21 protein-coding genes and 1 other annotated feature are annotated in these 22218 nt (G+C 51.9%); of the genes, 15 read left to right on the forward strand and 6 right to left on the reverse strand.

What is annotated here, in order from left to right; translation table 11 throughout:
- Positions 1 to 1656, reverse strand: a complete 1656-nt coding sequence (gene yabN, locus SF0064) for a transcriptional regulator SgrR (RefSeq protein ID NP_706022.2) — start codon at positions 1654 to 1656, stop codon at positions 1 to 3.
- A gap of 321 nt (positions 1657 to 1977) precedes the next feature.
- On the opposite strand from yabN, the gene yabM reads away from it, so the two are divergent.
- Positions 1978 to 3156 carry a transporter gene (yabM, locus tag SF0065; protein ID NP_706023.1) on the forward strand — a complete coding sequence of 393 codons (1179 nt, stop codon included), beginning with the start codon at positions 1978 to 1980 and terminating at the stop codon, positions 3154 to 3156.
- A 48-nt stretch (positions 3157 to 3204) separates the two neighbouring features.
- Here the strand turns inward: yabM and leuD are convergent, their stop codons facing one another.
- The 5 genes from leuD to leuL form a co-directional block, all read right to left on the reverse strand.
- Positions 3205 to 3810 carry a 3-isopropylmalate dehydratase small subunit gene (leuD, locus tag SF0066; protein NP_706024.1) on the reverse strand — a complete coding sequence of 202 codons (606 nt, stop codon included), beginning with the start codon at positions 3808 to 3810 and terminating at the stop codon, positions 3205 to 3207.
- Positions 3811 to 3820: 10 nt separating this feature from the next.
- Positions 3821 to 5221 carry an isopropylmalate isomerase large subunit gene (leuC, locus tag SF0067; RefSeq protein NP_706025.1) on the reverse strand — a complete coding sequence of 467 codons (1401 nt, stop codon included), beginning with the start codon at positions 5219 to 5221 and terminating at the stop codon, positions 3821 to 3823.
- A 2-nt stretch (positions 5222 to 5223) separates the two neighbouring features.
- Positions 5224 to 6318, reverse strand: coding sequence for a 3-isopropylmalate dehydrogenase (gene leuB / locus SF0068; protein ID NP_706026.3), 1095 nt, complete (start codon positions 6316 to 6318; stop codon positions 5224 to 5226).
- Positions 6315 to 7886, reverse strand: a complete 1572-nt coding sequence (gene leuA / locus SF0069) for a 2-isopropylmalate synthase (RefSeq protein ID NP_706027.1) — start codon at positions 7884 to 7886, stop codon at positions 6315 to 6317. The genes leuB and leuA overlap by 4 nt, the downstream gene beginning before the upstream one ends.
- Positions 7887 to 7978: 92 nt before the next feature.
- The gene (gene leuL, locus SF0070; protein NP_706028.1) at positions 7979 to 8065 is read right to left on the reverse strand and encodes a leu operon leader peptide; all 87 of its coding nucleotides are present in this window, start codon (positions 8063 to 8065) and stop codon (positions 7979 to 7981) included.
- Between the two features lie 481 nt (positions 8066 to 8546).
- On the opposite strand from leuL, the gene leuO reads away from it, so the two are divergent.
- From leuO to mraY, 14 genes are all read left to right on the forward strand, one after another.
- Positions 8547 to 9668 (forward strand): transcriptional activator for leuABCD operon, encoded by a 1122-nt coding sequence (gene leuO / locus SF0071; protein ID NP_706029.3) that lies wholly within the window; start codon positions 8547 to 8549, stop codon positions 9666 to 9668.
- 233 nt (positions 9669 to 9901) lie between these two features.
- Positions 9902 to 11710 carry an acetolactate synthase III large subunit gene (gene ilvI, locus SF0072; RefSeq protein NP_706030.4) on the forward strand — a complete coding sequence of 603 codons (1809 nt, stop codon included), beginning with the start codon at positions 9902 to 9904 and terminating at the stop codon, positions 11708 to 11710.
- 2 nt (positions 11711 to 11712) lie between these two features.
- A complete protein-coding gene (gene ilvH / locus SF0073) occupies positions 11713 to 12204 on the forward strand; it encodes an acetolactate synthase small subunit (RefSeq protein NP_706031.2) in 492 nt (163 codons plus the stop codon).
- An 11-nt stretch (positions 12205 to 12215) separates the two neighbouring features.
- Complete coding sequence (gene fruL / locus SF0074; protein NP_706032.1) at positions 12216 to 12302, forward strand: fruR leader peptide; 87 nt, start codon at positions 12216 to 12218, stop codon at positions 12300 to 12302.
- Positions 12303 to 12383: 81 nt separating this feature from the next.
- Entirely contained in the window at positions 12384 to 13388 is a 1005-nt protein-coding gene (gene fruR, locus SF0075; RefSeq protein ID NP_706033.1) for a DNA-binding transcriptional regulator FruR, read from the forward strand.
- A gap of 67 nt (positions 13389 to 13455) precedes the next feature.
- Positions 13456 to 14223: a mobile genetic element, on the forward strand.
- A complete protein-coding gene (gene insA, locus SF0076) occupies positions 13511 to 13786 on the forward strand; it encodes an insertion element IS1 protein InsA (RefSeq protein NP_706034.1) in 276 nt (91 codons plus the stop codon). It overlaps the preceding feature by 276 nt.
- Complete coding sequence (gene insB / locus SF0077) at positions 13813 to 14208, forward strand: insertion element IS1 protein InsB (protein ID NP_706035.1); 396 nt, start codon at positions 13813 to 13815, stop codon at positions 14206 to 14208. Its footprint lies within the feature at positions 13456 to 14223.
- A 543-nt stretch (positions 14224 to 14766) precedes the next feature.
- A complete protein-coding gene (gene yabB / locus SF0078; protein NP_706036.2) occupies positions 14767 to 15225 on the forward strand; it encodes a cell division protein MraZ in 459 nt (152 codons plus the stop codon).
- A 1-nt stretch (position 15226) separates the two neighbouring features.
- Entirely contained in the window at positions 15227 to 16168 is a 942-nt protein-coding gene (mraW, locus tag SF0079) for a 16S rRNA m(4)C1402 methyltransferase (RefSeq protein ID NP_706037.1), read from the forward strand.
- On the forward strand, positions 16165 to 16530 hold the full coding sequence (gene ftsL, locus SF0080) for a cell division protein FtsL (protein ID NP_706038.1): 366 nt from the start codon (positions 16165 to 16167) through the stop codon (positions 16528 to 16530). Before mraW ends, ftsL begins: the two co-directional genes overlap by 4 nt.
- A gap of 15 nt (positions 16531 to 16545) precedes the next feature.
- Entirely contained in the window at positions 16546 to 18312 is a 1767-nt protein-coding gene (gene ftsI, locus SF0081) for a peptidoglycan synthase FtsI (protein ID NP_706039.1), read from the forward strand.
- On the forward strand, positions 18299 to 19786 hold the full coding sequence (gene murE / locus SF0082; protein ID NP_706040.1) for a UDP-N-acetylmuramoylalanyl-D-glutamate--2,6-diaminopimelate ligase: 1488 nt from the start codon (positions 18299 to 18301) through the stop codon (positions 19784 to 19786). Before ftsI ends, murE begins: the two co-directional genes overlap by 14 nt.
- Positions 19783 to 21141: a UDP-N-acetylmuramoyl-tripeptide--D-alanyl-D-alanine ligase gene (murF, locus tag SF0083; protein ID NP_706041.1), complete on the forward strand. Its 1359-nt coding sequence runs from the start codon at positions 19783 to 19785 to the stop codon at positions 21139 to 21141. Before murE ends, murF begins: the two co-directional genes overlap by 4 nt.
- Complete coding sequence (gene mraY, locus SF0084) at positions 21135 to 22217, forward strand: phospho-N-acetylmuramoyl-pentapeptide-transferase (protein ID NP_706042.1); 1083 nt, start codon at positions 21135 to 21137, stop codon at positions 22215 to 22217. The genes murF and mraY overlap by 7 nt, the downstream gene beginning before the upstream one ends.
- The last annotated feature ends 1 nt before the right edge of the window (position 22218 follow it).

Genomic DNA, 22218 nt, shown 5'->3' on the forward strand with positions numbered 1-22218 from the left:
TCATGGATCCGGTGGCGCAAACCACGCTGATTTAAAATCGAACCAGCCGAGGGTATTCATACGCAGGCCGCGCATACTGCGTTGTCCCTGAATGATCAGCCAGTGGTGGATAAGCGGCACCATTGCTTTACTGGCGACCAGTTGCTGGCACCAGTTCGCCAGGTTCATTTCGCCATTGCGCCAGCGGGCGGCGTCGGCTTGCCAGTCGATCGGAATACAGTGTTGGAGCAGCGGCACCTCGCACAAGTGCGCGAACAGCGAAAAATCCAGCGGCAGCGTAAAGTTGGCGCTATTAAGCCAGATATCGCTCTCGATCTCTCCTTCATGCCACTGATCGTAGCTGATCTCTTTGATTTCCAGCGTGACCTGGTGACTTGCCAGAATCTGCTGCATGATCCCGGCAATCACCCGATGCTCACTGTGATCCTGATAAAAGGTCAGGGTGAGGCTTTCCAGGCCAGCCGGTTTTTCGCTCTTTATGGTGCGGGCATGGTGCCAACGGGGGAGCAGTCCATAAGCCGGGAACCACAGTTGCTGGTACTGTTCCTCAGCGAAATAGACCAGATTAGTTGGAGAAAGCACATAGCTTACCCAGTCCCTGACTTGCTGATTCGCCCCGCGATGGGTGCGGCTGTCGAACAGTAAATAGTAGCAACCTTCCTCCAGGCGGCTTTCAATCTCTTTTTTCTCGCCCTGTGGACCTTTTAGCATCAGACCACCGGCTGGCTCGTCGGCAATTTCCGGCAGAACCCAGACGTTAACTTCGTCGATTAATGCCCGGTAACCGAAGAAGTCATCGAATGCCTGAATTTTCAGTTGATTGGTGCTGTTGCGAATCACCGCATACGGACCGGTGCCAATAGGATGGCTGGCAAAGTTACTGAGGGTTTCCCATTCGCACGGCAGGATCATCGCCGGAACTTGCCCCAGCAGTAACGGCAACCAGCGGTCCGGCTGCGTGAGATGGATATCCAGCGTCCAGGGCGTCGGCGACACAATGTCCGTAATATGCGAATAGAGCGGCAGCGTATTGATTCGTTTTAAAGAGGCGATCACGTCGTCCATTTCCAGTTCACGACCATGATGAAAATGGACTCCTGGACGCAAAAAGAAACGCCAGTGAAGCGGTGATATTTGCTGCCAGTGGTGGGCGATGTCTGCTTCCAGTTCCCCATTTTCCTCATTTATGCGCGTTAGCGAACTGAAGATTTGCCGGGCAATATGGGTTTCGGAACGGCGCAATGCGCTGCCAGGTAGCAGATTACGCAACGGACGATAGTAGAGCACGCGCAGGATGTGCCGCCCCTGGCGGAAGCTGCGGCCCAGATGAGAAACCAGCATTTGCCGCACAGTCGCTTTGTCGCCAACCAACTGCACTAGTTGGTCGATACGATCCTGCTCCAGCAGGTCTTCCGCCCGCTGTTGCTGAAGCGCCAGCCCGGTATAGAGGAATGTCAGACGCGAGCGTTTACCGCGCCCGACTTCCGCTTCCCACGTCAGCCAGCCGCGATCCTGCATGGTGTTGAGCAGGGTACGCATATGACGACGCGAGCAGCTCAATAACGCTGCCAGTTCGTTGAGCGTTGTGTCCTGCGATTTACCCTCGCAGCATTGCCACAGGCGGATGAACTGTTGTTGCAGACGAGCAGATGGCATAAAAGGGGAACTCCTGCGCAAAAGACAGCAATTTTATTTTCCCTATATTAAGTCAATAATTCCTAACGATGAAGCAAGGAGGTGCCCCATGCGTCAGTTTTATCAGCACTATTTTACCGCGACAGCGAAGTTGTGCTGGTTGCGTTGGTTAAGCGTCCCACAACGATTAACCATGCTTGAAGGACTGATGCAGTGGGATGACCGCAATTCTGAAAGTTGACTTGCCTGCATCATGTGTGACTGAGTATTGGTGTAAAATCACCCGCCAGCAGATTATACCTGCTGGTTTTTTTTATTCTCGCCGCGCTAAAAAGGGAACGTATGATCTGGATAATGACGATGGCTCGCCGTATGAACGGTGTTTACGCGGCATTTATGCTGGTCGCTTTTATGATGGGGGTGGCCGGGGCGCTACAGGCTCCTACATTGAGCTTATTTCTGAGTCGTGAGGTTGGCGCGCAACCTTTCTGGATCGGACTCTTTTATACGGTGAATGCTATTGCTGGGATCGGCGTAAGCCTCTGGTTGGCAAAACGTTCTGACAGTCAGGGCGATCGGCGAAAACTGATTATATTTTGCTGTTTGATGGCTATTGGCAATGCGCTACTGTTTGCATTTAATCGTCATTATCTGACGCTTATCACCTGTGGTGTGCTTCTGGCATCTCTGGCCAATACGGCAATGCCACAGTTATTTGCTCTGGCGCGGGAATACGCGGATAACTCGGCGCGAGAAGTGGTGATGTTTAGCTCGGTGATGCGTGCGCAGCTTTCTCTGGCATGGGTAATCGGTCCACCGCTGGCCTTTATGCTGGCGTTGAATTACGGCTTTACAGTGATGTTTTCGATTGCCGCCGGGATATTCACACTCAGTCTGGTATTGATTGCATTTATGCTTCTGTCTGTGGCGCGGGTAGAACTGCCGTCGGAAAATGCTTTATCAATGCAAGGTGACTGGCAGGATAGTAACGTACGGATGTTATTTGTCGCCTCGACGTTAATGTGGACCTGCAACACTATGTACATTATTGATATGCCATTGTGGATCAGTAGCGATTTAGGATTGCCAGACAAACTGGCGGGTTTCCTGATGGGGACGGCAGCTGGACTGGAAATACCAGCAATGATTCTGGCTGGCTACTATGTCAAACGTTATGGTAAGCGGCGAATGATGGTCATTGCAGTGGTGGCAGGAGTGCTGTTTTACACTGGATTGATTTTCTTTCATAGCCGTATGGCGTTGATGACGCTGCAACTTTTTAACGCTGTATTTATCGGCATTGTTGCGGGTATTGGGATGCTATGGTTTCAGGATTTAATGCCTGGAAGAGCGGGGGCAGCTACCACCTTATTTACCAACACTATCTCTACCGGGGTAATTCTGGCTGGTGTTATTCAGGGAGCAATTGCACAAAGTTGGGGGCACTTTGCTGTCTACTGGGTAATTGCGATTATTTCTGTTGTCGCATTATTTTTAACCGCAAAGGTTAAAGACGTTTGATGACGTGGACGATAGCGGAAAGCCCGGTCATTTGACCGGGCAAGGGGTCTAATTCATAAACGCAGGTTGTTTTGCTTCATAAGACGCAATAGCGTCGTCGTGCTGCAGGGTCAGGCCGATGCTGTCCAGACCATTCATCATGCAGTGGCGGCGGAAGGCATCGATGGTAAAGCGATAGGTTTTCTCTCCCGCTTTCACCTCTTGCGCTTCCAGATCCACGTCGAAATGGATCCCCGGATTGGCTTTCACCAGCGCAAACAGTTCGTCCACTTCTGCATCGCTTAATTTCACCGGCAGCAGCTGGTTGTTAAAGCTATTGCCGTAGAAGATGTCAGCAAAACTCGGCGCAATCACCACTTTAAAACCGTAGTCGGTCAATGCCCAGGGCGCGTGCTCACGCGAGGAGCCACAGCCGAAGTTTTCTCGTGCCAGCAAAATGGAAGCGCCCTGATACTGCGGGAAGTTCAGCACGAAGTCCGGGTTTGGCTGTTGGCCTTTTTCATCGAGAAAACGCCAGTCGTTAAACAGATGCGCGCCAAAACCCGTACGGGTCACTTTCTGCAAAAACTGTTTCGGGATGATTGCATCGGTATCGACATTGGCGGCATCCAGCGGAACCACCAGGCCTGTGTGTTTGATAAATTTCTCTGCCATGGTGTGCTCCTTATTTAATGTTGCGAATGTCGGCGAAATGTCCGGTCACAGCAGCAGCGGCAGCCATTGCCGGGCTGACCAGATGCGTGCGCCCGCCGCGCCCCTGGCGGCCTTCAAAGTTACGGTTGCTGGTGGATGCACAACGTTCGCCCGGATTCAGACGGTCGTTGTTCATCGCCAGACACATTGAGCAGCCAGGCAAGCGCCATTCAAAACCGGCTTCAATAAATATTTTATCCAGACCTTCCGCTTCCGCCTGGGCTTTTACCGGGCCAGAGCCGGGAACCACCAGTGCCTGCACGCCTGGCGCGACTTTTCGCCCTTTGGCGATCTCCGCTGCCGCGCGTAAATCTTCAATGCGAGAGTTGGTACAGGAACCGATAAACACTTTGTCGATAGCCACTTCGGTCAGCGGAATACCCGGTTTCAGCCCCATATAGGCCAGCGCTTTTTCTGCCGACGCACGTTCAACCGGATCGGCAAACGAAGCCGGATCGGGAATATTGTCGTTCACAGAAATCACCTGGCCGGGATTGGTGCCCCAGGTGACCTGCGGTGAAATTTCTTCTGCTTGCAGAGTGACAACGGTATCGAAAGTTGCGCCTTCGTCGGTTTGCAGGGTTTTCCAGTAGGCAACGGCGTCGTCGAAATCTTTGCCTTTCGGCGCATGCAGACGGCCTTTGACATAGTTAAAGGTGGTTTCGTCAGGAGCAACCAGAGCGGCTTTTGCGCCCATTTCGATCGCCATATTGCACAGGGTCATACGACCTTCCATGCTTAAATCACGAATTGCTTCGCCGCAAAACTCCACCACATGCCCGGTGCCGCCTGCGCTGCCAGTTTTACCGATAATTGCCAGCACGATATCTTTTGCGGTAATGCCCGGCGCGGCTTTGCCCTGGACTTCAATTTTCATGGTCTTCGCACGGCCCTGTTTCAGGGTTTGTGTTGCCAGTACGTGTTCAACTTCGGAAGTGCCGATACCAAAGGCCAGTGCGCCAAACGCGCCGTGGGTGGCGGTATGCGAGTCGCCGCAGACAATGGTCATCCCCGGCAAGGTGACGCCCTGTTCCGGCCCCATTACGTGGACGATCCCCTGATACGGGTGATTCAGGTCATACAGCTCGACGCCAAATTCTTTGCAGTTTTTAATCAGCTCCTGCATCTGGATGCGCGCCATTTCACCACAGGCATTAATGTCTTTGGTCTGGGTAGAGACGTTGTGATCCATAGTGGCGAAGGTTTTGCCCGGCTGACGTACCGGGCGACCGTGGGCGCGCAGACCATCGAACGCCTGCGGTGAGGTCACTTCATGCACCAGGTGGCGGTCGATATATAACAGCGGGGTTTCGTTTTCGGCTTCGTACACTACGTGAGCGTCGAATAATTTTTCGTATAACGTTTTAGCCATGATTACACCCCTTCTGCCACATAGCGGGCAATGATATCGCCCATTTCATCGGTACTAACGGCGGCAGCGCCACGGGCTAAATCCCCGGTGCGAATGCCTTCTTCTAATGCACGGTTAATGGCGCGTTCAATGGCGGAAGCCGCATCATCGGCATCCAGGCTGTAACGCAGCAGCAGTGCCAGCGACAGGATTTGTGCAATCGGGTTGGCGATGTTTTTGCCTGCGATATCTGGTGCCGAGCCGCCCGCCGGTTCATACAGTCCAAAACCTTGCTCGTTCAGGCTGGCGGAAGGCAACATGCCCATCGAGCCAGTGATCATTGCGCACTCGTCAGACAGAATGTCGCCAAACAGGTTGGAGCACAGCAGAACGTCAAACTGTGATGGATCTTTAATCAGCTGCATGGTGGCGTTGTCGATGTACATATGCGCCAGTTCGACATCCGGGTATTCCGTGGCGATCTCGTTGACGATTTCACGCCATAAAATAGAGGATTGCAGCACGTTAGCTTTGTCGATTGAGGTGACTTTGTGGCGACGTTTACGAGCAGATTCAAACGCGATGCGGGCAATACGCTCGATCTCAAAACGGTGATACACCTCGGTATCAAACGCTTTTTCATATTGTCCGCTACCTTCGCGGCCTTTTGGCTGACCGAAATAGATGCCGCCGGTCAGTTCGCGCACGCACTGGATGTCGAAGCCGTTAGCGGCAATGTCTGCACGCAGCGGACAGAATGCTTCCAGCCCCTGATACAGTTTTGCCGGGCGCAGGTTGCTGAATAATTTGAAGTGCTTACGCAGCGGCAGCAGCGCGCCGCGTTCTGGTTGCTGGTCTGGTGGTAAATGTTCCCACTTCGGGCCGCCTACCGAGCCAAACAGCACGGCATCGGCTTGCTCACAACCTTCAACCGTCGCAGGCGGCAGTGGTTGCCCGTGGTTATCAATGGCTGCGCCGCCTACATCGTAATGGCTGGTGGTGATGCGCATCGCAAAGCGGTTGCGCACGGCATTCAGCACTTTCAGCGCCTGGGTCATCACTTCCGGACCAATACCGTCTCCCGGCAATACGGCAATATGGTAATTCTTCGACATCACACGGTTTCCTTGTTGTTTTCGTTGTGTTGAGTTTTGCGTTGCAACTCTTTTTCGACTTCTGCGGCACGCCAGATATTGTTCAGTACGTGCACCATGGCTTTGGCGGAGGACTCGACAATATCGGTGGCCAGGCCGACGCCGTGGAAGCGGCGACCGTTGTAGTTGGTGACAATATCCACCTGACCCAGCGCATCTTTACCGTGACCTTTGGCGGTCAGGCTGTATTTCACCAGTTCGACGTTATAGTCAGTGATGCGGTTAATTGCCTGATAGACGGCATCGACCGGACCGTTACCGTTGGCGGCTTCTGCTTTGACTTCTTCGCCACAGGCCAGTTTGACGGCGGCGGTGGCGATATCGTTAGAGCCAGACTGCACGCTGAAGTAATCCAGACGGAAATGCTCCGGCTCTTCTTGCTGCTTACCGATGAAGGCCAGCGCCTCCAGATCGTAATCAAACACCTGACCTTTTTTGTCCGCCAGCTTCAGGAAAGCATCGTACAAATTGTCTAAATTATATTCACTTTCTTTATACCCCATCTCATCCATGCGATGTTTCACCGCCGCACGCCCCGAACGAGAGGTCAGATTCAGCTGGATTTGGTTCAGACCAATAGATTCTGGTGTCATGATTTCGTAGTTTTCGCGGTTTTTCAGCACGCCATCCTGGTGGATACCGGAGGAGTGAGCGAATGCGCCGCTGCCAACAATGGCTTTGTTTGCCGGGATCGGCATATTACAAATCTGGCTAACTAACTGGCTGGTGCGCCATATCTCTTGGTGATTAATGGCGGTGTGGACGTTGAGAATATCCTTACGAACTTTAATCGCCATGATGACTTCTTCCAGCGAACAGTTACCGGCACGCTCGCCGATCCCGTTCATTGCACCTTCCACCTGGCGTGCACCGGCATGTACCGCCGCCAGTGAGTTGCCGACCGCCAGGCCTAAATCGTCGTGGGTATGTACGGAAATAATGGCTTTGTCGATGTTAGGTACGCGTTCATACAGGCCGCTGATGATTCCGGCGAACTCAAACGGCATGGTGTAGCCCACGGTGTCCGGAATGTTGATGGTGGTGGCACCGGCATTAATCGCCGCTTCGACCACTCGCGCCAGATCGGCAATGGGTGTACGCCCGGCATCTTCGCAAGAAAATTCAACATCATCGGTGTAATTACGGGCGCGTTTCACCATATAGATAGCGCGTTCGATCACCTCGTCTAGGGTGCTGCGCAGCTTGGTGGCGATGTGCATTGGGGAGGTAGCAATAAAGGTATGAATACGGAAGGCTTCGGCGACTTTCAGGGATTCGGCCGCCACGTCGATATCTTTTTCCACGCAGCGAGCTAACGCACATACGCGGCTGTTTTTAACCTGGCGGGCGATGGTTTGCACCGATTCAAAATCGCCCGGCGAAGAGACGGGGAAACCGACTTCCATCACGTCAACACCCATACGCTCAAGGGCCAGCGCAATTTGCAGTTTTTCTTTCACACTCAAGCTTGCCTGTAACGCCTGTTCACCGTCGCGCAATGTGGTATCGAAAATAATGACTTGCTGGCTCATGGTTTGGGTCCTTGTCTCTTTTAGAGCGCCTCGCTTCGGGCATAAAAAAACCCGCGCAATGGCGCGGGTTTTTTGTTTGACTGCGTGCTGGCTTAATGCTGGATGCCGCTCACTCGTCTACCGCGCAAAGAAGATGCGTTTAGTAGTAGTAGACCGATAAAGCGAACGATGTGAGTCATTAAATCAGCTCCAGATGAATGCGATATGCTTTTAGAGTTACTGGATACAAAAACGGATGTCAACCCTGACGCAATAAAAACGTCCCGCCAGCGTGAGTTCTGCATCCGTAAAATTAGCTAATTGTGCTACGGTGGTTAAAGTAAGCGATATTAATTTCTGCTTAACTACCGACGCTTTTCATCGGTTGACATATTTCAGCATAAATTTTTGCATCTAATCAACGAGGAAAAAGGGGACAAAATGCACGCGTTGCAAAACCTATCCTGATGATTTGTATTGAATTATATGTTTTGCGATTTTTTTTGATATTGATTTGGTGAATATTATTGAACAATTAATGTTAAGAATTAATGCATTAAATATATAAATTAATTATTAAATAAGCACATTTAATCCATTTTGTAGATGATTGAGTATTCGCGGTAGTTATGATTAGATTGTTTTCGCAACAAAACATTATGGATTATTATGCTGTGGTAAATGACTCATTCCACGGCAATGGATTCTGTTTTTATCAGAACCCGTATCTTTATGTTTTCCGAATTTTACTCATTTTGCTTTTTCTTATTTTATATGCATGATAAATCATATTCTTCAGGATTATTTCTCTGCATTCCAATAAGGGAAAGGGAGTTAAGTGTGACAGTGGAGTTAAGTATGCCAGAGGTACAAACAGATCATTCAGAGACGGCGGAGTTAAGCAAGCCACAGCTACGCATGGTCGATCTCAACTTATTAACCGTTTTCGATGCCGTGATGCAGGAGCAAAACATTACCCGTGCCGCTCATGTTCTGGGTATGTCGCAACCTGCGGTCAGTAACGCTGTTGCACGCCTGAAGGTGATGTTTAATGACGAGCTTTTTGTTCGTTATGGCCGTGGTATTCAACCGACTGCTCGCGCATTTCAACTTTTTGGTTCAGTTCGCCAGGCATTGCAACTAGTACAAAATGAATTGCCTGGTTCAGGTTTTGAACCCGCGAGCAGTGAACGTGTATTTCATCTTTGTGTTTGCAGCCCGTTAGACAGCATTCTGACCTCGCAGATTTATAATCACATTGAGCAGATTGCGCCAAATATACATGTTATGTTCAAGTCTTCATTAAATCAGAACACTGAACATCAGCTGCGTTATCAGGAAACGGAGTTTGTGATTAGTTATGAAGACTTCCATCGTCCTGAATTTACCAGCGTGCCATTATTTAAAGATGAAATGGTGCTGGTAGCCAGCAAAAATCATCCAACAATTAAAGGCCCGTTACTGAAACATGATGTTTATAACGAACAACATGCGGCGGTTTCGCTCGATCGTTTCGCGTCATTTAGTCAACCTTGGTATGACACGGTAGATAAGCAAGCCAGTATCGCGTATCAGGGCATGGCAATGATGAGCGTACTTAGCGTGGTGTCGCAAACGCATTTGGTCGCTATTGCGCCGCGTTGGCTGGCTGAAGAGTTCGCTGAATCCTTAGAATTACAGGTATTACCGCTGCCGTTAAAACAAAACAGCAGAACCTGTTATCTCTCTTGGCATGAAGCTGCCGGGCGCGATAAAGGCCATCAGTGGATGGAAGAACAATTAGTCTCAATTTGCAAACGCTAACTGAATGCAGAATAGGCCAGACATGAATGTCTGGTTTATTCTGCATTTTTTATTGAATGTAGAATTTTATTCTGAATGTGTGGACTCTCTATTTTAGGATTAATTAAAAAAATAGAGAAATTGCTGTAAGTTGTGGGATTCAGCCGATTTATTATCAATTTAATCCTTCGTAATGGAGGATTTTATCGTTTCTTTTCACCTTTCCTCCTGTTTATTCTTATTACCCTGCGTTTATGTCTCTGGCTGCCAATTGCTTAAGCAAGATCGGACGGTTAATGTGTTTTACACATTTTTTCCGTCAAACAGTGAGGCAGGCCATGGAGATGTTGTCTGGAGCCGAGATGGTCGTCCGATCGCTTATCGATCAGGGCGTTAAACAAGTATTCGGTTATCCCGGAGGCGCAGTCCTTGATATTTACGATGCATTGCATACCGTGGGTGGTATTGATCATGTATTAGTTCGTCATGAGCAGGCGGCGGTGCATATGGCCGATGGCCTGGCGCGTGCGACCGGGGAAGTCGGCGTCGTGCTGGTAACGTCGGGTCCAGGGGCGACCAATGCGATTACCGGCATCGCCACCGCTTATATGGATTCCATTCCATTAGTTGTCCTTTCCGGGCAGGTAGCGACCTCGTTGATAGGTTACGATGCCTTTCAGGAGTGCGACATGGTGGGGATTTCGCGACCGGTGGTTAAACACAGTTTTCTGGTTAAGCAAACGGAAGACATTCCGCAGGTGCTGAAAAAGGCTTTCTGGCTGGCGGCAAGTGGTCGCCCAGGACCAGTGGTCGTTGATTTACCGAAAGATATTCTTAATCCGGCGAACAAATTACCCTATGTCTGCCCTGAGTCGGTCAGTATGCGTTCTTACAATCCCACTACTACCGGACATAAAGGGCAAATTAAGCGTGCTCTGCAAACGCTGGTAGCGGCAAAAAAACCGGTTGTCTACGTAGGCGGTGGGGCAATCATGGCGGGCTGCCATCAGCAGTTGAAAGAAACGGTGGAGGCGTTGAATCTGCCCGTTGTTTCCTCATTGATGGGAATGGGGGCGTTTCCGGCAACGCATCGTCAGGCACTGGGCATGCTGGGAATGCACGGTACCTACGAAGCCAATATGACGATGCATAACGCGGATGTGATTTTCGCCGTCGGGGTACGATTTGATGACCGAACGACGAACAATCTGGCAAAGTACTGCCCAAATGCCACTGTTCTGCATATCGATATTGATCCTACTTCCATTTCTAAAACCGTGACTGCGGATATCCCGATTGTGGGGGATGCTCGCCAGGTCCTCGAACAAATGCTTGAACTCCTGTCGCAAGAATCCGCCCATCAACCGCTGGATGAGATCCGCGACTGGTGGCAGCAGATTGAACAGTGGCGCGCTCTTCAGTGCCTGAAATATGACACTCACAGTGAAAAGATTAAACCGCAGGCGGTGATCGAGACTCTTTGGCGGTTGACTAATGGGGACGCTTACGTGACGTCCGATGTCGGGCAGCACCAGATGTTTGCTGCGCTTTATTATCCATTCGACAAACCGCGTCGCTGGATCAATTCCGGCGGTCTCGGCACGATGGGTTTTGGTTTACCTGCGGCACTGGGCGTCAAAATGGCGTTGCCAGAAGAAACCGTGGTTTGCGTCACTGGCGACGGCAGTATTCAGATGAACATCCAGGAACTGTCTACCGCGTTGCAATACGAGTTGCCCGTACTGGTGGTGAATCTCAATAACCGCTATCTGGGGATGGTGAAACAGTGGCAGGACATGATCTATTCCGGCCGTCATTCACAATCTTATATGCAATCACTACCCGATTTCGTCCGTCTGGCGGAAGCCTATGGTCACGTCGGGATCCAGATCTCTCATCCGCATGAGCTGGAAAGCAAACTTAGCGAGGCGCTGGAACAGGTGCGCAATAATCGCCTGGTGTTTGTTGATGTTACCGTCGATGGCAGTGAGCACGTCTACCCGATGCAGATTCGCGGGGGCGGAATGGATGAAATGTGGTTAAGCAAAACGGAGAGAACCTGATTATGCGCCGGATATTATCAGTCTTACTCGAAAATGAATCAGGCGCGTTATCCCGCGTGATTGGCCTTTTTTCCCAGCGAGGCTACAACATTGAAAGCCTGACCGTTGCGCCAACCGACGATCCGACATTATCGCGTATGACCATCCAGACCGTGGGCGATGAAAAAGTACTTGAGCAGATCGAAAAGCAATTACACAAGCTGGTCGATGTCTTGCGCGTGAGTGAGTTGGGGCAGGGCGCGCATGTTGAGCGGGAAATCATGCTGGTGAAAATTCAGGCCAGCGGTTACGGGCGTGACGAAGTGAAACGTAATACGGAAATATTCCGTGGGCAAATTATCGATGTCACCCCCTCGCTTTATACCGTTCAATTAGCAGGCACCAGCGATAAGCTTGATGCATTTTTAGCATCGATTCGCGATGTGGCGAAAATTGTGGAAGTTGCTCGCTCTGGTGTGGTCGGACTTTCGCGCGGCGATAAAATAATGCGTTGAGAATGATCTCAGTGCGCAATTTGCAGCCCAACATGTCACGTTGGGCTTTTTTTGCGAAATCAGTGGGAACCTGGAATAAAAGCAGTTGCCGCAGTTAATTTTCTGCGCTTAGATGTTAATGAATTTAACCCATACCAGTACAATGGCTATGGTTTTTACATTTTACGCAAGGGGCAATTGTGAAACTGGATGAAATCGCTCGGCTGGCGGGAGTGTCGCGGACCACTGCAAGCTATGTTATTAACGGCAAAGCGAAGCAATACCGTGTGAGCGACAAAACCGTTGAAAAAGTCATGGCTGTGGTGCGTGAGCACAATTACCACCCGAACGCCGTGGCAGCTGGGCTTCGTGCTGGACGCACACGTTCTATTGGTCTTGTGATCCCCGATCTGGAGAACACCAGCTATACCCGCATCGCTAACTATCTTGAACGCCAGGCGCGGCAACGGGGTTATCAACTGCTGATTGCCTGCTCAGAAGATCAGCCAGACAACGAAATGCGCTGCATTGAGCACCTTTTACAGCGTCAGGTTGATGCCATTATTGTTTCGACGTCGTTGCCACCTGAGCATCCTTTTTATCAACGCTGGGCTAACGACCCGTTCCCGATTGTCGCGCTGGACCGCGCCCTCGATCGTGAACATTTCACCAGCGTGGTTGGTGCCGATCAGGATGATGCCGAAATGCTGGCGGAAGAGTTACGTAAGTTTCCCGCCGAGACGGTGCTTTATCTTGGCGCGCTGCCGGAGCTTTCTGTCAGCTTCCTGCGTGAACAAGGTTTCCGTACTGCTTGGAAAGATGATCCGCGCGAAGTGCATTTCCTGTATGCCAACAGCTATGAGCGGGAGGCGGCTGCCCAGTTATTCGAAAAATGGCTGGAAACGCATCCGATGCCGCAGGCGCTGTTCACAACGTCGTTTGCGTTGTTGCAAGGAGTGATGGATGTCACGCTGCGTCGCGACGGCAAACTGCCTTCTGACCTGGCAATTGCCACCTTTGGCGATAACGAACTGCTCGACTTCTTACAGTGTCCGGTGCTGGCAGTGGCTCAACGTCACCGCGATGTCGCAGAGCGTGTGCTGGAGATTGTCCTGGCAAGCCTGGACGAACCGCGTAAGCCAAAACCTGGTTTAACGCGCATTAAACGTAATCTCTATCGCCGCGGCGTGCTCAGCCGTAGCTAATCCGCGAACAAAAATACGCGCCAGGTGAATTTCCCTCTGGCGCGTAGAGTACGGGACTGGACATCAAGGTAATGCTGCCAACTTACTGATTTAGTGTATGATGGTGATTTTAAGGTGCTTGCGTGGCTTCCATTTCCATCAGATGTCCTTCCTGCTCCGCTACTGAAGGCGTGGTGCGTAACGGCAAAAGCACTGCCGGACATCAGCGCTATCTCTGCTCTCATTGCCGTAAAACATGGCAACTACAGTTCACTTACACCGCCTCTCAGCCCGGTACGCACCAGAAAATCATTGATATGGCCATGAATGGCGTCGGATGTCGCGCCAGTGCACGCATTATGGGCGTTGGCCTCAACACGGTTTTACGTCACTTAAAAAACTCAGGCCGCAGTCGGTAACCTCGCGCATACAACCGGGCAGTGATGTGATTGTCTGCGCTGAAATGGACGAACATTGGGGCTACGTCGGTGCTAAATCACGTCAGCGCTGGCTGTTTTACGCGTATGACAGGATACGGAGGACGGTTGTGGCGCACGTCTTCGGTGAACGCACTCTGGCCACACTGGAGCGTCTTCTGAGCCTGCTGTCGGCCTTTGAGGTCGTGGTATGGATGACGGATGGCTGGCCGCTGTATGAATCACGCCTGAAGGGAAAGCTGCACGTTATCAGCAAGCGTTACACTCAGCGCATTGAGCGACATAATCTGAATCTGAGACAACATCTGGCAAGGCTGGTACGGAAGTCACTGTCGTTCTCAAAATCGGTGGAGCTGCATGACAAGGTCATCGGGCATTATCTGAACATAAAACACTATCAGTAAGTTGGAGTCATTACCGGACATCAATATCCTTAAAGTAAATAAGACTATTCCTGACTATTATTGATAAATGGTTTTAAACCCGCCCGTTAATTAACTCACCAGCTGAAATTCACAATAATTAAGTGATATCGACAGCGCGTTTTTGCATTATTTTGTTACATGCGGCGATGAATTGCCGATTTAACAAACACTTTTCTTTGCTTTTGCGCAAACCCGCTGGCATCAAGCGCCACACAGACGTAACAAGGACTGTTAACCGGGGAAGATATGTCCTAAAATGCCGCTCGCGTCGCAAACTGACACTTTATATTTGCTGTGGAAAATAGTGAGTCATTTTAAAACAGTGATGACGATGAGGGATTTTTTCTTACAGCTATTCATAACGTTAATTTGCTTCGCACGTTGGACGTAAAATAAACAACGCTGATATTAGCCGTAAACATCGGGTTTTTTACCTCGGTATGCCTTGTGACTGGCTTGACAAGCTTTTCCTCCGCTCCGTAAACTCCTTTCAGTGGGAAATTGTGGGGCAAAGTGGGAATAAGGGGTGAGGCTGGCATGTTCCGGGGAGCAACGTTAGTCAATCTCGACAGCAAAGGGCGCTTATCAGTGCCTACCCGTTATCGGGAACAGCTGCTTGAGAACGCTGCCGGTCAAATGGTTTGCACCATTGACATTCATCACCCGTGCCTGCTGCTTTACCCCCTGCCTGAATGGGAAATTATCGAGCAAAAATTATCGCGTCTGTTGAGCATGAACCCGGTTGAGCGCCGTGTGCAGCGCCTACTGTTAGGTCATGCCAGCGAATGTCAGATGGATGGCGCAGGTCGATTGTTAATCGCGCCAGTACTGCGGCAACATGCCGGGCTGACAAAAGAAGTGATGCTGGTTGGACAGTTCAACAAGTTTGAGCTGTGGGATGAAACAACCTGGCATCAACAGGTCAAGGAAGATATCGACGCAGAGCAGTTGGCTACCGGAGACTTATCGGAGCGACTGCAGGACTTGTCTCTATAAAATGATGGAAAACTATAAACATACTACGGTGCTGCTGGATGAAGCCGTTAATGGCCTCAATATCCGTCCTGATGGCATCTACATTGATGGGACTTTTGGTCGCGGTGGTCACTCACGTCTGATCCTCTCGCAGCTTGGCGAAGAGGGGCGTTTGCTGGCGATCGATCGCGACCCGCAGGCTATCGCCGTTGCGAAGACTATTGATGATCCGCGCTTCTCCATCATCCACGGACCTTTCTCCGCGCTGGGCGAATACGTTGCCGAGCGCGATCTTATTGGCAAGATCGACGGCATTCTCCTCGATCTTGGCGTCTCTTCACCGCAACTTGATGATGCTGAACGCGGCTTTTCCTTTATGCGCGATGGTCCGCTGGACATGCGTATGGACCCAACCCGTGGGCAGTCAGCCGCTGAATGGCTACAAACCGCAGAAGAAGCCGATATCGCCTGGGTATTGAAAACCTATGGTGAAGAGCATTTTGCCAAACGCATTGCCCGCGCCATTGTCGAGCGTAACCGCGAACAGCCGATGACCCGCACCAAAGAACTGGCGGAAGTCGTGGCTGCTGCAACGCCGGTGAAAGATAAGTTTAAACATCCCGCGACCCGTACCTTCCAGGCGGTGCGCATTTGGGTAAACAGTGAACTGGAGGAGATAGAGCAGGCGCTAAAAAGCTCGCTCAACGTGCTGGCCCCGGGTGGGCGGCTTTCGATCATCAGCTTCCACTCGCTGGAAGACCGTATTGTGAAACGTTTTATGCGTGAAAACAGCCGCGGTCCGCAAGTTCCGGCAGGGTTACCGATGACTGAAGAGCAGCTCAAAAAACTGGGTGGCCGTCAGCTGCGAGCACTAGGCAAGTTAATGCCGGGCGAAGAAGAGGTGGCTGAGAACCCTCGTGCCCGTAGTTCAGTTCTGCGTATTGCAGAGAGGACGAACGCATGATCAGCAGAGTGACAGAAGCTCTAAGCAAAGTTAAAGGATCGATGGGAAGCCACGAGCGCCATGCATTGCCTGGTGTTATCGGTGACGATCTTTTGCGATTTGGGAAGCTGCCACTCTGCCTGTTCATTTGCATTATTTTGACGGCGGTGACCGTGGTAACCACGGCGCACCATACCCGTTTACTGACCGCTCAGCGCGAACAACTGGTGCTGGAGCGAGATGCTTTAGACATTGAATGGCGCAACCTGATCCTTGAAGAGAATGCGCTCGGCGACCATAGCCGGGTGGAAAGGATCGCCACGGAAAAGCTGCAAATGCAGCATGTTGATCCGTCACAAGAAAATATCGTAGTGCAAAAATAAGGATAAACGCGACGCATGAAAGCAGCGGCGAAAACGCAGAAACCAAAACGTCAGGAAGAACATGCCAACTTTATCAGTTGGCGTTTTGCGTTGTTATGCGGCTGTATTCTCCTGGCGCTGGCTTTTCTGCTCGGACGAGTAGCGTGGTTACAAGTTATCTCCCCGGATATGCTGGTGAAAGAGGGCGACATGCGTTCTCTTCGCGTTCAGCAAGTTTCCACCTCCCGCGGCATGATTACTGACCGTTCTGGTCGCCCGTTAGCGGTGAGCGTGCCGGTAAAAGCGATTTGGGCTGACCCGAAAGAAGTGCATGACGCTGGCGGTATCAGCGTCGGTGACCGCTGGAAGGCGCTGGCTAACGCGCTCAATATTCCGCTGGATCAGCTTTCTGCCCGCATTAACGCCAACCCGAAAGGGCGCTTTATTTATCTGGCGCGTCAGGTAAACTCTGACATGGCGGACTACATCAAAAAACTGAAACTGCCGGGGATTCATCTGCGTGAAGAGTCTCGCCGTTACTATCCGTCCGGCGAAGTGACTGCTCACCTCATCGGCTTTACTAACGTCGATAGTCAAGGGATTGAGGGCGTTGAGAAGAGTTTCGATAAATGGCTTACCGGGCAGCCGGGTGAGCGCATTGTGCGTAAAGACCGCTATGGTCGCGTAATTGAAGATATTTCTTCTACTGACAGCCAGGCAGCGCACAACCTGGCGCTGAGTATTGATGAACGCCTGCAGGCGCTGGTTTATCGCGAACTGAACAACGCGGTGGCCTTTAACAAGGCTGAATCTGGTAGCGCCGTGCTGGTGGATGTCAACACAGGTGAAGTGCTGGCGATGGCTAACAGCCCGTCATACAACCCTAACAATCTGAGCGGCACGCCGAAAGAGGCGATGCGTAACCGTACCATCACCGACGTGTTTGAACCGGGCTCAACGGTTAAACCGATGGTGGTGATGACCGCGTTGCAACGTGGCGTGGTGCGGGAAAACTCGGTACTCAATACCATTCCTTATCGAATTAACGGCCACGAAATCAAAGACGTGGCACGCTACAGCGAATTAACCCTGACCGGGGTATTACAGAAGTCGAGTAACGTCGGTGTTTCCAAGCTGGCGTTAACGATGCCGTCCTCAGCGTTAGTAGATACTTACTCACGTTTTGGACTGGGAAAAGCGACCAATTTGGGGTTGGTCGGAGAACGCAGTGGCTTATATCCTCAAAAACAACGGTGGTCTGACATAGAGAGGGCCACCTTCTCTTTCGGCTACGGGCTAATGGTAACACCGTTACAGTTAGCGCGAGTCTACGCAACTATCGGCAGCTACGGCATTTATCGCCCACTGTCGATTACCAAAGTTGACCCCCCGGTTCCCGGTGAACGTGTCTTCCCGGAATCCATTGTTCGCACCGTGGTGCATATGATGGAAAGCGTGGCGCTACCAGGCGGCGGCGGCGTGAAGGCGGCGATTAAAGGCTATCGTATCGCCATTAAAACCGGTACCGCGAAAAAGGTCGGGCCGGACGGTCGCTACATCAATAAATATATTGCTTATACCGCAGGCGTTGCGCCTGCGAGTCAGCCGCGCTTCGCGCTGGTTGTTGTTATCAACGATCCGCAGGCGGGTAAATACTACGGCGGCGCCGTTTCCGCGCCGGTCTTTGGTGCCATCATGGGCGGCGTATTGCGTACCATGAACATCGAGCCGGATGCGCTGACAACGGGCGATAAAAATGAATTTGTGATTAATCAAGGCGAGGGGACAGGTGGCAGATCGTAATTTGCGCGACCTTCTTGCTCCGTGGGTGCCAGACGCACCTTCGCGAGCACTGCGAGAGATGACACTCGACAGCCGTGTGGCTGCGGCGGGCGATCTCTTTGTAGCTGTAGTAGGTCATCAGGCGGACGGGCGTCGATATATCCCGCAGGCGATAGCGCAAGGTGTGGCTGCCATTATTGCAGAGGCGAAAGATGAGGCGACCGACGGTGAAATCCGTGAAATGCACGGCGTACCGGTCATCTATCTCAGCCAGCTCAACGAGCGTTTATCTGCACTGGCGGGCCGCTTTTACCATGAACCCTCTGACAATTTACGTCTCGTAGGCGTAACGGGCACCAACGGCAAAACCACGACGACCCAGCTTCTGGCGCAGTGGAGCCAACTGCTTGGCGAAACCAGCGCGGTAATGGGCACCGTTGGTAACGGTCTGCTGGGGAAAGTGATCCCGACAGAAAATACTACCGGTTCGGCAGTTGATGTTCAGCATGAGCTGGCGGGGCTGGTGGATCAGGGCGCGACTTTTTGCGCAATGGAAGTTTCCTCCCACGGGCTGGTACAGCACCGTGTGGCGGCATTGAAATTTCCGGCGTCGGTCTTTACCAACTTAAGCCGCGATCACCTTGATTATCATGGTGATATGGAACACTACGAAGCTGCGAAATGGCTGCTTTATTCTGAACATCATTGCGGTCAGGCGATTATTAACGCCGACGATGAAGTGGGCCGCCGCTGGCTGGCAAAACTGCCGGACGCGGTTGCGGTATCAATGGAAGATCATATCAATCCGAACTGTCACGGACGCTGGTTGAAAGCGACCGAAGTGAACTATCACGACAGCGGCGCGACCATTCGCTTTAGTTCAAGCTGGGGCGATGGCGAAATTGAAAGCCATCTGATGGGCGCTTTTAACGTCAGCAACCTGTTGCTCGCGCTGGCAACACTGCTGGCGCTGGGCTATCCACTGGCTGATCTGCTGAAAACCGCCGCGCGTCTGCAACCGGTTTGCGGACGTATGGAAGTGTTCACTGCGCCAGGCAAACCGACGGTGGTGGTGGATTACGCGCATACGCCGGATGCACTGGAAAAAGCCTTACAGGCGGCGCGCCTGCACTGTGCGGGCAAGCTGTGGTGCGTCTTTGGCTGTGGTGGCGATCGCGATAAAGGTAAGCGTCCACTGATGGGCGCAATTGCCGAAGAGTTTGCTGACGTGGCGGTGGTGACGGACGATAACCCGCGTACCGAAGAACCGCGTGCCATCATCAACGATATTCTGGCGGGAATGTTAGATGCCGGACATGCCAAAGTGATGGAAGGCCGTGCTGAAGCGGTGACTTGCGCCGTTATGCAGGCTAAAGAGAATGATGTGGTACTGGTCGCGGGCAAAGGCCATGAGGATTACCAGATTGTTGGCAATCAGCGTCTGGACTACTCCGATCGCGTCACGGTGGCGCGTCTGCTGGGGGGGATTGCATGATTAGCGTAACCCTTAGCCAACTTACCGATATTCTCAACGGTGAACTGCAAGGTGCAGATATCACCCTTGATGCTGTAACCACTGATACCCGAAAACTGACGCCGGGCTGCCTGTTTGTTGCCCTGAAAGGTGAACGTTTTGATGCCCACGATTTTGCCGACCAGGCGAAAGCTGGCGGCGCAGGCGCACTACTGGTTAGCCGTCCGCTGGACATCGACCTGCCGCAGTTAATCGTCAAGGATACGCGTCTGGCGTTTGGTGAACTGGCTGCATGGGTTCGCCAGCAAGTTCCGGCGCTCGTGGTTGCTCTGACGGGGTCCTCCGGCAAAACCTCCGTTAAAGAGATGACGGCGGCGATTTTAAGCCAGTGCGGCAACACGCTTTATACGGCAGGCAATCTCAACAACGACATCGGTGTACCGATGACGCTGTTGCGCTTAACGCCGGAATACGATTACGCAGTTATTGAACTTGGCGCGAACCATCAGGGCGAGATTGCCTGGACTGTGAGTCTGACTCGCCCGGAAGCGGCGCTGGTCAACAACCTGGCAGCGGCGCATCTGGAAGGTTTTGGCTCGCTTGCGGGTGTCGCGAAAGCGAAAGGTGAAATCTTTAGCGGCCTGCCGGAAAACGGTATCGCCATTATGAACGCCGACAACAACGACTGGCTGAACTGGCAGAGCGTAATTGGCTCACGCAAAGTGTGGCGTTTCTCACCCAATGCCGCCAACAGCGATTTCACCGCCACCAATATCCATGTGACCTCGCACGGTATGGAATTTACCCTACAAACCCCAACCGGTAGCGTCGATGTTCTGCTGCCGTTGCCGGGGCGTCACAATATTGCGAATGCGCTGGCAGCCGCTGCGCTCTCCATGTCCGTGGGCGCAACGCTTGATGCTATCAAAGCGGGGCTGGCAAATCTGAAAGCTGTTCCTGGCCGTCTGTTCCCCATCCAACTGGCAGAAAACCAGTTGCTGCTCGACGACTCCTACAACGCCAATGTCGGTTCAATGACCGCAGCTGTTCAGGTACTGGCTGAAATGCCGGGCTACCGCGTGCTGGTGGTGGGCGATATGGCGGAACTGGGCGCTGAAAGCGAAGCCTGCCATGTACAGGTGGGTGAGGCGGCAAAAGCTGCTGGTATTGACCGCGTGTTAAGCATGGGTAAACAAAGCCATGCTATCAGCACCGCCAGCGGCGTTGGCGAACATTTTGCTGATAAAACTGCGTTAATTACGCGTCTTAAATCACTGATTGCTGAGCAACAGGTAATTACGATTTTAGTTAAGGGTTCACGTAGTGCTGCCATGGAAGAGGTAGTACGCGCTTTACAGGAGAATGGGACATGTTAGTTTGGCTGGCCGAACATTTGGTCAAATATTATTCCGGCTTTAACGTCTTTTCCTATCTGACGTTTCGCGCCATCGTCAGCCTGCTGACCGCGCTGTTCATCTCATTGTGGATGGGCCCGCGCATGATTGCTCATTTGCAAAAACTTTCCTTTGGTCAGGTAGTGCGTAACGACGGTCCTGAATCACACTTCAGCAAGCGCGGTACGCCGACCATGGGCGGGATTATGATCCTGACAGCGATTGTGATCTCCGTGCTGCTGTGGGCTTACCCGTCCAATCCGTACGTCTGGTGCGTGTTGGTGGTGCTGGTAGGTTACGGTGTTATTGGCTTTGTTGATGATTATCGCAAAGTGGTGCGTAAAGACACCAAAGGGTTGATCGCTCGTTGGAAATATTTCTGGATGTCGGTCATTGCGCTGGGTGTTGCTTTCGCTTTGTACCTTGCCGGCAAAGACACGCCCGCAACGCAGCTGGTGGTCCCATTCTTTAAAGATGTGATGCCGCAACTGGGGCTGTTCTACATTCTGCTGGCTTACTTCGTCATTGTGGGTACTGGCAACGCGGTAAACCTGACCGATGGTCTTGACGGTCTGGCAATTATGCCGACCGTATTTGTCGCCGGTGGTTTTGCGCTGGTGGCGTGGGCGACCGGCAACATGAACTTTGCCAGCTATTTACACATACCGTATCTGCGACACGCCGGGGAACTGGTTATTGTCTGTACCGCGATAGTCGGGGCAGGACTGGGCTTCCTGTGGTTTAACACCTATCCGGCGCAGGTCTTTATGGGCGATGTCGGTTCGCTGGCGTTAGGTGGTGCGTTAGGCATTATCGCCGTACTGCTACGTCAGGAATTCCTGCTGGTGATTATGGGGGGCGTGTTCGTGGTAGAAACGCTTTCTGTCATCCTGCAGGTCGGCTCCTTTAAACTGCGCGGACAACGTATTTTCCGCATGGCACCGATTCATCACCACTATGAACTGAAAGGCTGGCCGGAACCGCGCGTCATTGTGCGTTTCTGGATTATTTCGCTGATGCTGGTCCTGATTGGTCTGGCAACGCTGAAGGTACGTTAAT

It is taken from the genome of Shigella flexneri 2a str. 301 (assembly GCF_000006925.2).
Classification (GTDB): Bacteria; Pseudomonadota; Gammaproteobacteria; order Enterobacterales; family Enterobacteriaceae; genus ECMA0423.

Bases quoted from the DNA above. Each gene is read 5' to 3' on its own strand.
- yabN (NP_706022.2), bottom strand. From the start codon at position 1,656: ATGCCATCTGCTCGTCTGCAACAACAGTTCATCCGCCTGTGGCAATGC.
- yabM (NP_706023.1), top strand. From the start codon at position 1,978: ATGATCTGGATAATGACGATGGCTCGCCGTATGAACGGTGTTTACGCG.
- leuD (NP_706024.1), bottom strand. From the start codon at position 3,810: ATGGCAGAGAAATTTATCAAACACACAGGCCTGGTGGTTCCGCTGGAT.
- leuC (NP_706025.1), bottom strand. From the start codon at position 5,221: ATGGCTAAAACGTTATACGAAAAATTATTCGACGCTCACGTAGTGTAC.
- leuA (NP_706027.1), bottom strand. From the start codon at position 7,886: ATGAGCCAGCAAGTCATTATTTTCGATACCACATTGCGCGACGGTGAA.
- leuL (NP_706028.1), bottom strand. From the start codon at position 8,065: ATGACTCACATCGTTCGCTTTATCGGTCTACTACTACTAAACGCATCT.
- leuO (NP_706029.3), top strand. From the start codon at position 8,547: ATGACTCATTCCACGGCAATGGATTCTGTTTTTATCAGAACCCGTATC.
- ilvI (NP_706030.4), top strand. From the start codon at position 9,902: ATGTCTCTGGCTGCCAATTGCTTAAGCAAGATCGGACGGTTAATGTGT.
- ilvH (NP_706031.2), top strand. From the start codon at position 11,713: ATGCGCCGGATATTATCAGTCTTACTCGAAAATGAATCAGGCGCGTTA.
- yabB (NP_706036.2), top strand. From the start codon at position 14,767: ATGTTCCGGGGAGCAACGTTAGTCAATCTCGACAGCAAAGGGCGCTTA.
- mraW (NP_706037.1), top strand. From the start codon at position 15,227: ATGATGGAAAACTATAAACATACTACGGTGCTGCTGGATGAAGCCGTT.
- ftsL (NP_706038.1), top strand. From the start codon at position 16,165: ATGATCAGCAGAGTGACAGAAGCTCTAAGCAAAGTTAAAGGATCGATG.
- ftsI (NP_706039.1), top strand. From the start codon at position 16,546: ATGAAAGCAGCGGCGAAAACGCAGAAACCAAAACGTCAGGAAGAACAT.
- murF (NP_706041.1), top strand. From the start codon at position 19,783: ATGATTAGCGTAACCCTTAGCCAACTTACCGATATTCTCAACGGTGAA.
- mraY (NP_706042.1), top strand. From the start codon at position 21,135: ATGTTAGTTTGGCTGGCCGAACATTTGGTCAAATATTATTCCGGCTTT.